General features: G+C 40.0%; 14 protein-coding genes and 1 pseudogene. 5 read left to right on the forward strand and 10 right to left on the reverse strand.

Going from position 1 to position 14,080, the window contains the following annotated elements; translation table 11 throughout:
- Positions 1 to 238: 238 nt before the first annotated feature.
- The 7 genes from RMZ43_RS10770 to RMZ43_RS10800 all read right to left on the reverse strand — a co-directional run bounded on the left by RMZ43_RS10770 (position 239) and on the right by RMZ43_RS10800 (position 6,882).
- Positions 239 to 628 carry a VOC family protein gene (locus RMZ43_RS10770; RefSeq protein WP_322656128.1) on the reverse strand — a complete coding sequence of 130 codons (390 nt, stop codon included), beginning with the start codon at positions 626 to 628 and terminating at the stop codon, positions 239 to 241.
- Between the two features lie 82 nt (positions 629 to 710).
- The gene (locus RMZ43_RS10775) at positions 711 to 1,247 is read right to left on the reverse strand and encodes a GAF domain-containing protein (protein ID WP_322656129.1); all 537 of its coding nucleotides are present in this window, start codon (positions 1,245 to 1,247) and stop codon (positions 711 to 713) included.
- A gap of 619 nt (positions 1,248 to 1,866) precedes the next feature.
- On the reverse strand, positions 1,867 to 2,007 hold the full coding sequence (locus RMZ43_RS10780) for a hypothetical protein (protein ID WP_322646452.1): 141 nt from the start codon (positions 2,005 to 2,007) through the stop codon (positions 1,867 to 1,869).
- 615 nt (positions 2,008 to 2,622) lie between these two features.
- On the reverse strand, positions 2,623 to 3,183 hold the full coding sequence (locus RMZ43_RS10785; RefSeq protein ID WP_322646453.1) for a Uma2 family endonuclease: 561 nt from the start codon (positions 3,181 to 3,183) through the stop codon (positions 2,623 to 2,625).
- A 128-nt stretch (positions 3,184 to 3,311) separates the two neighbouring features.
- Positions 3,312 to 5,054 carry a C-terminal helicase domain-containing protein gene (locus RMZ43_RS10790; protein WP_322656130.1) on the reverse strand — a complete coding sequence of 581 codons (1,743 nt, stop codon included), beginning with the start codon at positions 5,052 to 5,054 and terminating at the stop codon, positions 3,312 to 3,314.
- The gene (locus tag RMZ43_RS10795; RefSeq protein WP_322646455.1) at positions 5,035 to 5,496 is read right to left on the reverse strand and encodes a hypothetical protein; all 462 of its coding nucleotides are present in this window, start codon (positions 5,494 to 5,496) and stop codon (positions 5,035 to 5,037) included. The genes RMZ43_RS10790 and RMZ43_RS10795 overlap by 20 nt, the downstream gene beginning before the upstream one ends.
- A 201-nt stretch (positions 5,497 to 5,697) precedes the next feature.
- Complete coding sequence (locus RMZ43_RS10800) at positions 5,698 to 6,882, reverse strand: NAD(P)H-quinone oxidoreductase subunit H (RefSeq protein ID WP_322646456.1); 1,185 nt, start codon at positions 6,880 to 6,882, stop codon at positions 5,698 to 5,700.
- 415 nt (positions 6,883 to 7,297) lie between these two features.
- Between RMZ43_RS10800 and rsmH the strand changes: the two genes are divergently transcribed.
- The 3 genes from rsmH (at position 7,298) to RMZ43_RS10815 (ending at position 9,320) form a co-directional block, all read left to right on the forward strand.
- On the forward strand, positions 7,298 to 8,218 hold the full coding sequence (gene rsmH / locus RMZ43_RS10805; RefSeq protein WP_322646457.1) for a 16S rRNA (cytosine(1402)-N(4))-methyltransferase RsmH: 921 nt from the start codon (positions 7,298 to 7,300) through the stop codon (positions 8,216 to 8,218).
- 74 nt (positions 8,219 to 8,292) lie between these two features.
- Positions 8,293 to 8,955, forward strand: coding sequence for a MotA/TolQ/ExbB proton channel family protein (locus RMZ43_RS10810; RefSeq protein WP_322646458.1), 663 nt, complete (start codon positions 8,293 to 8,295; stop codon positions 8,953 to 8,955).
- A 158-nt stretch (positions 8,956 to 9,113) separates the two neighbouring features.
- The gene (locus RMZ43_RS10815) at positions 9,114 to 9,320 is read left to right on the forward strand and encodes a glycogen debranching protein (protein ID WP_322646459.1); all 207 of its coding nucleotides are present in this window, start codon (positions 9,114 to 9,116) and stop codon (positions 9,318 to 9,320) included.
- 272 nt (positions 9,321 to 9,592) lie between these two features.
- On the opposite strand, the gene RMZ43_RS10820 is transcribed toward RMZ43_RS10815, so the two are convergent.
- Positions 9,593 to 9,757: a hypothetical protein gene (locus RMZ43_RS10820; RefSeq protein WP_322646460.1), complete on the reverse strand. Its 165-nt coding sequence runs from the start codon at positions 9,755 to 9,757 to the stop codon at positions 9,593 to 9,595.
- A 170-nt stretch (positions 9,758 to 9,927) separates the two neighbouring features.
- On the opposite strand from RMZ43_RS10820, the gene RMZ43_RS10825 reads away from it, so the two are divergent.
- Positions 9,928 to 10,485, forward strand: coding sequence for a methylmalonic aciduria and homocystinuria type D protein (locus tag RMZ43_RS10825; RefSeq protein WP_322656131.1), 558 nt, complete (start codon positions 9,928 to 9,930; stop codon positions 10,483 to 10,485).
- Positions 10,486 to 10,650: 165 nt separating this feature from the next.
- Here the strand turns inward: RMZ43_RS10825 and RMZ43_RS10830 are convergent, their stop codons facing one another.
- Both RMZ43_RS10830 and RMZ43_RS10835 read right to left on the reverse strand, forming a co-directional pair.
- Complete coding sequence (locus tag RMZ43_RS10830) at positions 10,651 to 10,869, reverse strand: hypothetical protein (RefSeq protein WP_322646462.1); 219 nt, start codon at positions 10,867 to 10,869, stop codon at positions 10,651 to 10,653.
- 69 nt (positions 10,870 to 10,938) lie between these two features.
- A complete protein-coding gene (locus RMZ43_RS10835; protein WP_322656132.1) occupies positions 10,939 to 11,955 on the reverse strand; it encodes a potassium channel family protein in 1,017 nt (338 codons plus the stop codon).
- Positions 11,956 to 12,455: 500 nt separating this feature from the next.
- Between RMZ43_RS10835 and RMZ43_RS10840 the strand changes: the two are divergent.
- Positions 12,456 to 14,015: pseudogene (locus RMZ43_RS10840) on the forward strand (ABC transporter substrate-binding protein).
- Positions 14,016 to 14,080: the final 65 nt, after the last annotated feature.

The raw sequence follows: 14,080 nt of genomic DNA on the forward strand, positions 1-14,080 counted from the left end.
ATTGCCATCAACCTAAGAAACCCAGCCTTCAGATGGAATGGCTTTTACCTCAATCTGCTTAACCCGAACTCAGGTTAATTAAAGCGCCTGACACACGGCTATAGAAAAGGGTGCGTTAGGTTAAAGCCGTAACACACCCTATTTAAGATTTATTTTATAAATAGTCTTTTAAATGTTGATTTTCACTTTTGCGATCGCAATCCTCAGTGCAATTAATCTTTTCCAAGGCGATCGCTACTTAGGCACTCACCAACGACACCAGCACACCATTGGGATCGCGGACACGAGCAATAGTTTGTCCCCCAGGCTGGCTTTTAGGGGCATCTAGTGTTTTTGCACCTGCTCCGATCGCTCTCATGTAAGCGCTGCCAACATCAGGAGTAATAAATGATATTTGGATTAATGCTGGTGGTTGTGTAACATCGTTGGGATGGCAGCCACCAGGAAATAACTTCTGTGCTTCGCTACTTGAGGAGAAAGCTAGTGTGGTGTTTCCGGTTTCGATTTCCGCCCAGATAGATTGCCCCTTATCCACGAGAGTGCGACGAACTAGACCAAAGGCTTTTTCGTAAAACTCAACGGTTTTAACTACATCGTCTACCCAAATGACCGTGTAACCAAATTTCACAGTTTTTTCTCCTTAACTAGAAAAATCAGTGCCGGTGAGGATTTCTACTACTTTACTGTAGGCGATTTGAATACACAGTGACTTAACTCTCCAGAATGTTATGATCTGTTGCTAGAGTTTGTGCCCCTGTTTTCATCATTTCTATATCTGATGGCGACCAATAATGAGGGTCTTGACAGTGATGTGCTACTAGCAATCCCCATAATCCTTTAGGTGTGACAATTGGTGCAACTAGGTTGGCGCGAACCTGCAAATTTCGAAGAAAATCTCGGTGACAAGGCTGGATTGGCTCTAATTCAATATCAGCGATCGCTCTTACACGTCCTGCTAAGTATAAAGCAGCATACTCATTGTTAAAACAATCATCTGGGCCAGTGGAACCAAGTATTGAGAATTCTTGAGAACTCAAAGATTCAAAAGTCACCTGCCCTTGCCACTGACTGTAAAAATAATACAATACCACCCGATTAACCTGAAGCGATTCTCTGAGTTGATTGGTTGTTTGCCGAACTAACTCATCGCGCTGCATTGTTTTAACAAGGCGAACGAGCAAATTTTGCAAACCTTGTTCACGGCGATCGCGGCTATGGTTATATTCCGAGTGAGGATGAATTTGCACGGTTCTAAAATTACGACTAAGTAAATGCTGTCGGATTTATATAGTAATTTATTAGACCTTGTTTAAATACATTCTTGTATTTATAGCAGCAATTCGATTTTAACGAAACACAATACTAGTTAGCTTATTCAGTGAATTTAAAAGAAATTATTAAGAAATTCATTTTTTAATTCTAGTAGAGAAAATCCAATATTATAAATTTAAAATTAAGAATGTTGTAATTTTACAAATAATATGTTTAGTTTTTTTATAACTTGAGGCAATAAATATACTTTAAACTGTAATGTAGCAAGTCAGTTTGTATTCATAGTTACAGATATTTGTCATATTGTTAGTATTTCTTGTCCCCATCCTCTGCACTGACTTTTCAGGTTATCTGGAAAACCTCACTTTTATTTCTTTCTTTAAGGCTACGGTGTACATACAAGTCTGAAATAGCTGATTAACCAAGGTTTTACCCCACCCTAACCCTCCCCTTATAAAGGGGAGGAAACTAGATTTCTTTTTCCCCCCTTAGAAAGGGGGGATTAAGGGGGGTAATTCGACTTAATGTGTACGCTGACCGTAGCCTAAAAGGAGAAAGACTTTGAATTTTCCCCTTAGAGTGTCGGCAAGGGGGTTAGGGGGTTAGGTTTTCGTGATGACCTGAATTGTCAGAACCTCTCTCTGCATGGGAACGACAGACTAATTCTGAGTTTCCAAACATTGGGGCAAAGTTACGGAAAGCTTCTAATGCTGCTTCTTTAACGGTTATATTCACAATCGGAAATGTTGTGAGGATGTAGCTGATTACTTTATCAAAATGCCTAATTGCTTTAGAAAAATGCCCGTTTACTTTCTCAAAATACTGAAATGCTTTCTCAAAAGTAGCTCTGACTTACTCAAAAGAAGCTTTTGCTTTCTCATTTTGGTGTTTTCCGTAAGTAAAACAAGCTTTGACTTACTCAAAAGAAGCTTTTGCTTTCTCATTTTGGTGTTTTCCGCAAGCAAAACAAGCTTTAACTTACTCAAACCCCAGTTTGCTTTCTAATTTAGGTGTTTTCCGTAAGGTGTAGGTTAGGTTGAGTAACGTAGACCTAACATTATCAAAGCTTTGTTGGGTTTTGCAAAGCCTCAACCCAACCTACTAGCCTGGCAAGCTTAATTTATTGGATTGAGTAATTCTGTTAATGATTGAATTTTGGTTTTTGTAATTTTTTGAAATCCAACATTTTAAGCATGTCACTCTACTACTATAGGGCTTCTGAGTTGAGTGCAATACAGACCTAACCCAATTTGGGGAACAAGGTGATGAGGTGAACGAGCTAAATTGAGGGTTTGAAACTCACGGTGGTAAGTCTTGCTTGTGTAGATGCGGTTTATAAGCGTCTTTTAATTATTTAACTTTTAACCAACTAAATATATCTGCTGGCGTAATTTGCCAATCTGTTAATACATCAAGAACAGTCAATTTATCATTATTATATTTTACTTCTGGCAATTTATTAGGTTGAAATACCATCACCGATTTATCGTTAGAGTCAATAAACCAACCTAATTTTGTACCATGATTAATGCAGAAAAGAATTTTATCAATTACCCGGTTAGGAAATTGATCAGGTGATAAAATTTCAATTATCCAATCTGGATAAGTTTGAAACTTATTAGCAATTTCCCCATCTTCATCAACAATCAGCCGTGACCACTCAAATACAGCAATATCTGGAACTAAAGAACGTCCTCCAAATGTGCAGCGTAATTCAGTTAATGCTAAAGCTTTTTGCTCAGGTTCGCTTTCCTGATTAATCTCGGTTGATAAACGAGTTTGGATTCTGCTATGTTTTCCCTGCGGCATTGGTTTTTGGTAGATTTTTGCATCAATATATTCACTAGCTGGTTTAGTTTCTGGTAATTGCAGAAACTCTGTTAAAGAAAGATTAGATGATAATATAACCATAAAAATTACTCCTAAAATAGTTAAATTATATCTTTAAATATAACAAAGACGCGATGAATAGCCATCTCTAAAAAGGGCTAATTATTGTAAAGATAGAGATTTATCACGTCTATTGCCTTAATTAAAAATTACGAATTAGAAAATAATCCCAAAGAACAAATAATTTGAGGTTCTCGCTTCTCCAGTTCTTCTGTGACAATACACAAACGGTCATCCATTCGTAACGCTACAACTAACTCAGCCAACTGCTGATTATTAATACCGCTTCTGAGTTGGCGGTTGAGAGTATCAATGGCTGACTGTCGCAAAGGATAACGATAAATCTCATCAATTGCTTTTAAAAGTTCTTCGCTAACAAATAGTGTTCCTTTCATTTCTTGAACATAACTTTTCAGCCGTTCATAAGTGCGGAACCTTGCACCTGATGGTCGTCCTAATTGACCCCCGGCATTTTTCTCTTCTTCAGCAATCAATTCAGCACCCTTGTTTACTAATTCGTGATGTTGTTTATCTCTTGGTATGGCTGGGGTAAATTCTTCACACGCCGCTACCTGAAGCACTGCTAATTGTGATTGAGTAACGCTATTTCCATCGCGGTCAACATAAATTAAAGAATCATTCCCTTCTGTGGTTTTCATATAAAGCAATACTCCCTTTGGTTGCACAGGTTGCGGAGTATGGGCGCGGGTAGAATAAACTACATTTTCCATTTCTTCAATCGTCTTTTTCAAACCCGGATTACCATCGGTGGCTTTTTTCCAAATTTGAAATGCTTCTGATGTCAAATCAACTTCTGTATCTTCTTCACCATCTAAAACTCCAGATTTCTCGTTGTAGAGGTCGAGAATTACTCGTGCATCATCATCTTCAAAAAAAGCTTCATCGGTTCCCACTACTTCAGCATTTTCTTGCAGTCGTTTGCGGAGTCGTCCCCGCAAATTAATAATCCGTTCTACTCCCTCGGCTGGTAAAAAAGAATAACAAAGAATTTTATCAGCATTTTGGCCAATGCGGTCTACTCTTCCCGCACGCTGAATTAAGCGAATAATCGCCCAAGGTAAATCCCAATTGACGATAATTGCACAATCTTGCAAATTATGACCTTCACTCAAAACATCGGTAGCGATTAAAATCCGCAACTCATCTGATGATGAAATTTGCTCACGTTTTCCATTACTCATAGGGCTAAATCTTCCCGTCATTACTGTCGGGTCTTTAGATTGACCTGTTACCCCAGCTACATGAGTAATTTGACTCAACCGCAAATTGTCTGCAAGGTAGCGGACTGTATCAGCAAATTGTGTGAAAATTAGTACTTTATCTTTGGGGTGAATTTCTGTTAATAGTTTGATTAAAGCAGCAAGTTTCTCATCTTTTTGAGGATTCCACTCACCACACTGTTGCAGTATATTAATTAATGCTTTGGCATCTTCTAATAAATCCCGTTTCAGTTTTTTAATATCAACAAAAAGTGTAGACCGCAGCCACTTAAATCTCCGTTGATAGCGAGTTTTATATTCTTGATAAATTGATTCTGCTCTTTGACGAAAAAGTTTTTCTGTTTTAAATGCCTTTTCATCATCGGTAGAAAAAGAAGTTAATTCTTTTTCTCTCTCCCCTTGCAGCAAAGTAGTAAAATCATCTTCTTCGGTTTCTGTATCAAACAAAGCTGCTGCCACAGAATCGGCATCTTCATCATTATTATTTGTATCTAACAATTCAGCTTCTTGAGTTCCAATAGGGATATCAAGCCCCTGCTCTAAAGCATATAAATAAATGAAATTCCGTAAAATGTGGCGTTCAATTGATTGGATAAAAGCAACACCACTACTTTCTAAACGTTTAAATAAATTAGTCCGAGAAAAGGTCATGACGATGCACAAGATATAACTTAGCGTGCAGAGAATGACGCAGAAACAGTTTAATAATTACCTTCTGACTTTTTAGCTGATGACTTAACCGCCGCAATCCCGCTTCATCCTGATTAGTCGGCGCACCGATAGTCAACTGCTGGCGAAATTCCGCCGCCATACGTTTTTTAAACCGCACAATGCTACTATTGTCAATCCTTCCATCGCCACTAACAAGACTAAATGCTGCATGAACTTCATCAATGGGTAAGCTTTGCATCCCAATTAGCAAACGACAACAAGCATTTTCACCACCAACATACTGTTCAATCAAATCATCAATTCTTCGCCAACCTCTGAGGTTGAAGTAGCCAACGCAAAAGTCTGCGCGATAAGATACTTTGAGAGTTTCTCGTAAAATTGGTAGCAGTTGTAAATCAATGTTGTCAAAAATACGGGGCATTATTTAAGGCTCTATAAATATTTCGTATTTATGTTATATGAGTAAAAAATATTTATAGCCAGATTAGAGACGCGATAAATCGCCATCTGTACAATAATCAGTCCTTTGCAGAGACGGTAATTTATCACGTCTTCAAAAATTATAAAAAAAAGAGCAGTTGCATAATACAACTGCTCTAAAAAATATTGAGATAGATATTTACTACCTATCTACAGATCCCATGATTATGTCAACACTACCGAGAATGACTACGATATCTGCAACCTTCATTCCGCGCAGTAAATGTGGGACAATCTGGAGGTTGTTGAAATCTGCTGCACGAATCTTCCAACGTGCAGGGAAGACGTTATCATCGCCAACTAAATAAATTCCCAATTCACCTTTGCCACTTTCTACACGGGCGTAGATTTCACCCTTGGGCATCTTGAAAGTTGGAGAAACTTTTTTGCCTATGAATTGATAATCAAATGCGTCCCACTCGGATTTTTTACCTGCGGCTAAACGCTTGGCTTCCAAATTTTCGTAAGGGCCGCCAGGAAGTCCTTTAATTGCTTGGCGAATAATCTTCACAGATTCGCGCATTTCCCGCATCCGCACCACGTAACGGGCAAAGCAATCACCGGCAGTTTCCCACTGCACATCCCAGTCGAAATCGTCGTAACATTCGTAATGGTCAACTTTCCGTAAATCCCATTGCACGCCAGATGCGCGTAACATGGGGCCAGAAAGTCCCCAGTTAATTGCTTCTTCACGAGTGATAGTACCAAGACCCTCAACACGTCGCCGGAAGATGGGGTTATCGGTTACTAAGCGTTCGTACTCATCAATTTTGGGTAATAAGTAGTCACAAAATTCCAGACACTTATCTACCCAACCGTAAGGTAAATCGGCTGCTACTCCACCAACGCGGAAGTAGTTGTTATTCACCATTCGATAACCTGTGGCAGCTTCCCACAAATCATAAATCATTTCCCGTTCTCGGAACTGGTAAAAGAAGGGAGTTTGTGCGCCTACGTCAGCGAGGAAGGGGCCAAACCACAGCAAGTGGTTAGCGATGCGGTTCAACTCCAGCATGATGACGCGGATGTAGCTAGCGCGTTTGGGGACAGCGACGCCTGCAAGCTTTTCTGGGGCGTTGACAGTAACGGCTTCGTTGAACATTCCCGCCGCGTAGTCCCACCGACTAACGTAAGGGACGTACATTACATTAGTACGGTTCTCGGCGATTTTTTCCATTCCTCGGTGCAAATAGCCGATAACTGGTTCACAGTCAACGACATCCTCGCCATCCAGAGTCATGATTAGCCGCAGAACCCCGTGCATTGAGGGGTGGTGTGGCCCCATGTTTAGCACCATTGGTTCAGTGCGGGTTTCTAGTCTGGTCATAGATTTCGTGTTCTCCGTTCGTGAAAATTTTGAATTGAACCGCCTAGATGCCAACCACAGCCGATTTATCTAGTCTGCCAAAATGAGGTTTGTAGGGGCAATCTATATAATTTTGACTCTACAGGGTTATGTTGGAGAGAGGATAGCAGCGAAGGTGTTGTAATTGATGTTTCATTTCGTTGCACCTCTTCAATTATTATAGGGAAGCTTGATATGCAAGGGATTTAGGCACAGGTTTTTTTTTCATCTAATATCTTTTTGCATTTAAAATCCTGATGTTGGTGATTGGGAATAAGTACTAAACAGGACTTAAATCGAACCACGGAAAACGCAGAGGACACGGAGAAATAAGAGTTTAAGAGGTTTTTGGTGTAAGTCTTACCAAATAGAAACAAAAATAAAATTAAATTTAAAAATGAAATCAGATTTACAAACACCGCTAGATTTAGAAGAACTGGCTTTTTCTCACATTCCCGTTTTGGGACGGGAGGTAATTGAGGGTTTGGCGGTGCGTCCAGGTGGACATTATTTAGATGTAACGGTAGGTGGTGGTGGTCACAGTCGCCTAATCTTAGAAGCTGCGGCGGATGTGCGGGTAACAGCAGTTGACCAAGATGAAGATGCTTTAGCAGCTGCACAAAAGAATTTAGCTGAATATAGCGTTAGCGAAGCTCCTCCGAAGGAGGCTCGCATACAATTTATTCATAGCAATTTTGCTGACTACGAGTTTCCCCCTAACACTTTCGATGGTATTTTAGCCGATTTGGGGGTAAGTTCTTACCATTTAGATCAAGCAGAACGAGGTTTTAGCTTTCGCCAAGCTGCAAATTTGGATATGCGAATGGATCGGGGGCGATCGCTAACTGCTGCTGATGTGATTAATAATTGGGATGAGGCAGCATTAGCTGATATTTTCTTTAAGTACGGTGAGGAGAGATTATCGCGGCGCATTGCTCGTCGTATTGTAGAACGGCGACCGTTGCACACGACTACAGAATTAGCTGATGCGATCGCTTCTTCAGTTCCCCCTAAATACCGTTATGGGAGAATTCACCCCGCTACCCGTGTTTTTCAAGCTCTGCGAATTGTCGTCAACGATGAGTTAAAATCCCTAGAAACCTTTTTGGATAAAGCTCCAAATGCCCTTGTCCCTGGTGGCAGAATTGCAATTATCAGTTTTCACAGTTTAGAAGACCGCCCAGTGAAGCATGGTTTAAGAAATTCACCTTTGTTAAAAGTCTTGACAAAAAAACCAATTATTGCCCAAGAAGAGGAAATTGCGAAAAATCCGCGATCGCGATCGGCCAAACTGAGGATAGCTGAAAAATTGCTGTAACTACAATGCAGCCTTAAACTGCTCCATCTCAACGATCTGTTAATCTAGCGTTGTTGGTGAGTTAAAAATAATAAATGGAAATTAGTAATCTGTTTACAGCAGGTGGCATAGTCATGTGGCCTCTGCTTGCGTTCTCTCTATTAGGAGTGGCGCTGATTATCGAACGGATCATCTTTTGGGTAAAGATAAATAATCGGCAAAACAAGGTAGTGCGAGAGGTGCTACAGCTTTATCGCCTTGATAATGTAGTTGGTGCTTTAGATAAATTGCAGAAAAATACTGATTTACCTATTGCTCGGATTTTTTTAGCAGCTTTAGAATTGGAGGAGGCGACACCAGAAGACTTTCGTTTGGCATTAGAAAGTGAAGCCCAAGCCGAAATCCCCTTACTCAAGCGTTCCCAAAATATTTTTGAGACAATTATTGGTCTTGCGCCCCTGTTGGGACTTCTCGGCACTGTTTTAGGATTAATTAACTCCTTTGCCTCTCTAAATATCGGAGATGTGGGAGGTAGTAAAACAACAGGTGTAACAGCTGGAATTAGTGAAGCTTTAGTATCTACTGCATCAGGGTTGGTAGTGGCAATCTTTACACTTTTATTTGCCAATACCTTCCGGGGACTCTACCAGCGACAAATTGCCTGGATTCAAGAATATGGTGGACAGTTAGAATTACTCTACCGCCGTCGCTACGAAAGAGGAGATAACGATTTAAAATTCAAAGTAAATCCAAAATAGTTAGACCAAGACACTTGGCCACTTGGCGATCGCTCAGTCAAGCCGCGCTCATGCCAAAGTTCAAAATCGGCAATCTAAAATCCAAAATTGATTGGCTTTAATAGTATTCTAAAATGACGAATAGCTTTTTTCGCTACAGTTTTCGAGGAAATAATTCCATGACTATTTGGGTAAATGAGCAAATTGATCCGTCTGGGATGATTCATGCCTGTATTGCCACTTGTAACGAATCTCAAGCCAAAGATTGTCATGATTCATTTCAGAATAATTTGACCAAGACGCAAAAGGAAGCTGGTTGGGTAGCGCGATTGCGGACAGTGGATTCTTGGGATGAAGTGCCGGTGAATTCTTTAAAACTTAATTAATTGGGTGCTATGGAAAGTATGCTAACGCGCTTACATATTGCACTATTTTCCGTGTAGACCGTCATTAGTCATTAGTCATTTGTGTTTACCAAGGACAAAGGACAATTGACAAAGGACAACCTCACCAGTTAATGTGCAATGTTTATTTGATACTGAATAGCTTCAGCATCTCCAAAGAGACACAATTAAGTTTGTTTTTTCTGCTTGCCTTTGGCGAAACTCCGATACGCTTTGCTTCACCAGACGCCTGTTTAATCCAGGTTTGCTGACGGCTAGACCATTTTGGTTTTGGCTGCAAATCGTCTGAGGTAGAGGTCATTTTTGGGGATTTTGATCGAAGAGATTTCACGAGCGTAGGCGTAGCCTGCTGTAGGCATCGCTTGTCTACCACAAGCTGCACCTATGCCAATACTGATAGCGATCGCAACAAATCCCATGAGAACAGGTTAATAAAGGATAAAATTAGGATTAAAATTATTAAATTATCAGTAATTACTTCCAAAAAAAGTAGCATATTATAGGAAACTGATGATTTTTATGAACTTTTAAGAGCTATCATCTATACCGGAGATTAAATTAAAAAACTTGCCAAAATCGAATCAATTTAGTGAACTATCCCAAGGTTTACACTTCGGAGCAAAGCTGTCCTATTAATTTAGTTGGCGAAACGGGACAAGCAGTTCAAATTTCAATTCATGCTCCCAGTCAATATATCTGTGCCAACTGCGAACGGATATTACCAGATTGGAAACGGCAGCCATTTTTACGAGTAGTGATTGTCTTACAGCAATCTCGTTATCAACTAGTCGAAAAGACAGCAGAAGTAGAGACAGAGAAAGAACGCTTACGAGAAAAGTTTATGAGATTTGGCTGCGATTTGGCATTTAATCTGCGTGATCGCGGCTATTTAACAGACCTAATCGACCCTCGTACAGGCTATCCTTTACTGTCTCATCCTGGAGCAATTCCCCATGATGACACAGCAGTTGTCAAGGCTTTGCTCAACTATCCAGTGATTAAAAATAAATGCCGTTTGCTAGTGCATCCCGAATGGGGTGCAGCAGTTTATCCTAGCATCTTGATATCAGAAGCTCCCCCAGTTGTGATTGAATGGGTTACAAAAGGCGTAGCAGCTATGCATGGGTGGAAAGAAATTGATTATTAATTGGGCATTGGTTAGCAAGACCAATATTTTACAGTGGCTGAGTTAAGCGTAATGTATCAAAAGATAATAATTAATAAAATCAGGTGCAATCATGCCAGATGGTAGGATACGACAACCTTCATCTGATTCAGTCGCTTGGCTTGAGGAAAATACAAGCGGTTAAATTCATAAATTTGAGATAATGCGAACTTTTTTATCAAGCATAATTTGTTTTAGATGCTGATAGAGACTATCATCATGAGTTAGAAAACCTTGTTTGATTTTCGTGTTGACAATTAAATATCTTGGTTCTTTTTCTGAAGGTGAGGCATAGAATTTTAACAATGCCCAATCAGGTTCTTGACCATTCCATAGATATGAGAAATCCTCTAAATTTGTATTCATGTCAATACCTATTTTTTTAAAACTTTTTTTTATTACTTTTTGTCTAGAGAAATTATCTGATATCTGCCCTCAACTATTTTTCGGTCGTCGCAATTTTCGCGAACCAATTGGGCCAAGAATTTGGTTAAGACTACGCAATTGCTCTGCTGTACCCATACCAATTAACCGATCGCCTGGCATTAAAATCGTATCGCCAGTAGGGCCACCAATGAGAGTCCCATCAGCGCGGCGAATTGCCAGAACTAATGCCCCAGATTGCGATCGCAATCTCGCCTTTTGCAAAGTTTGACCTACAAAGGGACAAAAAGCCGGGTCGAGTAAAAATTCTTCCATATACAATTGGCGGTCTGCACCTGTTAAAATCCCGTCTACAAAGTCCAATACTTGGGGTCTGAGTGCGGCAGCAGCCATCCGCTTCCCACCAGTAATATAGGGGGATATCACTTCATCTGCACCACCGCGTCGTAACTTCTGCAAAGCTTCTTCTGTACTTGCCCGTGCAATCACCCGAATTGCCGAATTAAGTGTTTTTGCTGACAATACAATATATAAATTTTCGGCATCTGAAGGGAGTGCTGCTACGATACACATCGCCCGTTCAACGCCAACTTTCAAAAGCGTATCGTCTAGGGTCGCGTCGCCTTGGAATGCTGTGTAACCTTCTGTCTGCGCCCTTTGCACTGATTCCATATCTGAATCAATCACTACAAAAGATACACCTTCTGCCCGAAATTCCTTGGCGATTTGACGACCAGTCCGGCTAAATCCACAAATAATGTAGTGTTCTGTTAGGGATTCCATTAACCGCCTCTGCTGCTGTAGCCGAATTCCTTGTTGAAAGTAGCCTTGAATGATTGCTTCTGTAAATCTGTTGACAATGTAACCGATATTAACTACACCCAATAAAATCAAGGCAATTGTAAACAATCGTCCTCGGTTACCTAGTGGGTGCGTCTCTCCGTATCCCACGGTTGCAAGAGTGATGACTGTCATGTAAGCGGCATCTTCCCATGACCAGCCCTCCACTAACGAGTACCACAAAGTGCCAATGAAGAAAACACCGCCAAGAGCGATCGCCCCGGCCATTAACTCCTTTTGGATACGTTGATATTTTTGCTCAAGTGTTGAGAATGACGTAAAAATAGTACTTTTAGCCTACTTTTTCTAGTTTTGTACTAACTTTATCGCATTTGTACTTTTTAGTACATTCAAACTACAAATCCAGCTATAACAGGTCACGACTTTGAAGCGGCTACCGTAGGCGATCGCAAAATTTTTCGGTCTACTATCATTGTCCTAATACCAGTAAATCAACATACTGTACTGTGTAGATAGTAGCTGCAAGGTAGATAATTAGAAATGATTCCTGCTGTTGTCCGACCTCTGAATTTAGTAGTTGGTTTGCTACTATCTTGTTGTTTTTTGCTCACAAGTTGTCACCCGACACAAATGAAAAGCAAAACATCTCAGGTAGCTCAATTAGTTTTAGTTTCACTAAGTGATCCAACTACTTTTAACTATGCCATAAATGACTCTCCATACAGTGTTTTCTCTTTTATTTCAAGGGATTAATCGATGAGAATTTTATGACTAGTAAGTTGGAGGCAGGATTAGCAGAATCTTGGTTAATATCTGCTGATAAAAAGCAAATTATTTTTACCTTAAGAACAGGATTAAAATGGTCAGATGGTAAACCGCTCACGGCAGATAATGTAGTCTTTACTTATCAATACATTTATCTTAATAAAAAAATTCCCACTTTATATAGAGATTTTTTCCGTATTGGCAAAACTGAAACTTTCCCGTCAGTTCAGAAACTAGATGATCTGCGAGTCGAGTTTACTTTTGTAGAACCTTTTGCCCCTTTTTTAAGATACGCCGAAAGGCTAGCGATTTTGCCAGATCATGCCTTGCGTTCTTCTGTATTATCCAGTGATGTCAATGGTAATCCTAAGTTTCTCTCAATGTGGGGAACCAATACTGATCCGCAAAAAATCATCTGTAATGGGCCTTACCAAATTGAAAGCTATACTCCTGGTGAACGGATAATTTTACGACGCAACCCCTATTACTGGCGCAAAGATTCTCAAAAAAAACCACAGCCTTATATTCAACGTATTGTCTGGCAAATTATTGCTTCTACAGAAAATCAGTTACTCAGATTCCGCTCAGAGAAACTGGATACTTTGAATGTGACACCAGCAGTATTTGGGTTACTCAAGAAAGAGGAAAAGTGAGGAAAGTTTATTATTTATAATGGTGGGCCTACTGCGGGTTTTAGCTTTGTGGGTTTCAATCTCAACCAAGCTAGTAATTCTAAAGGTAAGCCTTTTATAGACCCAATTAAATCTCGGTGGTTTAATAACTTAGCTTTTAGGCAAGTAGTTGCCTATGCCATTGACCGCAACCGAATTAAAACTAATATCTATCGCCGTTTAGGCGAAATCCAACATTCGCCAATTGCTGGTCAAAGTCCCTATTACTTTTCCCCAGCAGCAGGGTTAAAAGTGTATGATTACAACCCTCAGAAAGCTAGGCAGATGTTGTTAGAGTCTGGGTTTAAGTACAACTTCCAAAAAGAACTGTTAGATAAAGATGAAAATCGTGTGCAATTCAATCTCTTGGTGAAATCAGAAGATCAATTAAGAATCGATGCCGCCGTTCAAATCCAACAAGACCTCAATCAAATTGGTATCAAAGCAGATATGCAGGTAGTCAATTTTAATGTAGTATTACAAAAGCTACTCTCTCGTCGAGATTGGGATTGTTATGTCGGTGCATTTGGTGTTCCCGGTGCAGATGTTGAACCTAATCTTTTATCTTTATTTTGGACTAGTCAAGGCTCATTTCATCAGTTTAACCAAGGTGCTTTACCGGGAAAACCCCCGCTCAAAGGATGGGTAGTTTCTGATTGGGAGAGAGAAATCGATAGTCTTTTTGGCGCAGGATTTAAAGAACTAGACCAGAGCAAGCGCAAGGCCATTTATAGCAGATTTCAGCAAATCGTTGCTGAACAGTTGCCAATATTCTGCCTTGTGAATCCAATTTCGTTTCAGGCGGTGCGTGAACGTGTCAATCCTATCAAGTTTTCTGCATTGGGGCCAACTTTTTGGAATATTGATGAACTGAAAATCACTGAAAAATAATTCCAACCAGATATTTAAAGCATCATAACTAATTTATATCGATAGATTACCCCTCTATAACTTCT

Origin of the sequence: Nostoc sp. CmiVER01, from assembly GCF_034531135.2 — a bacterium.
In the GTDB taxonomy this organism is placed as follows: Bacteria; Cyanobacteriota; Cyanobacteriia; order Cyanobacteriales; family Nostocaceae; genus Nostoc.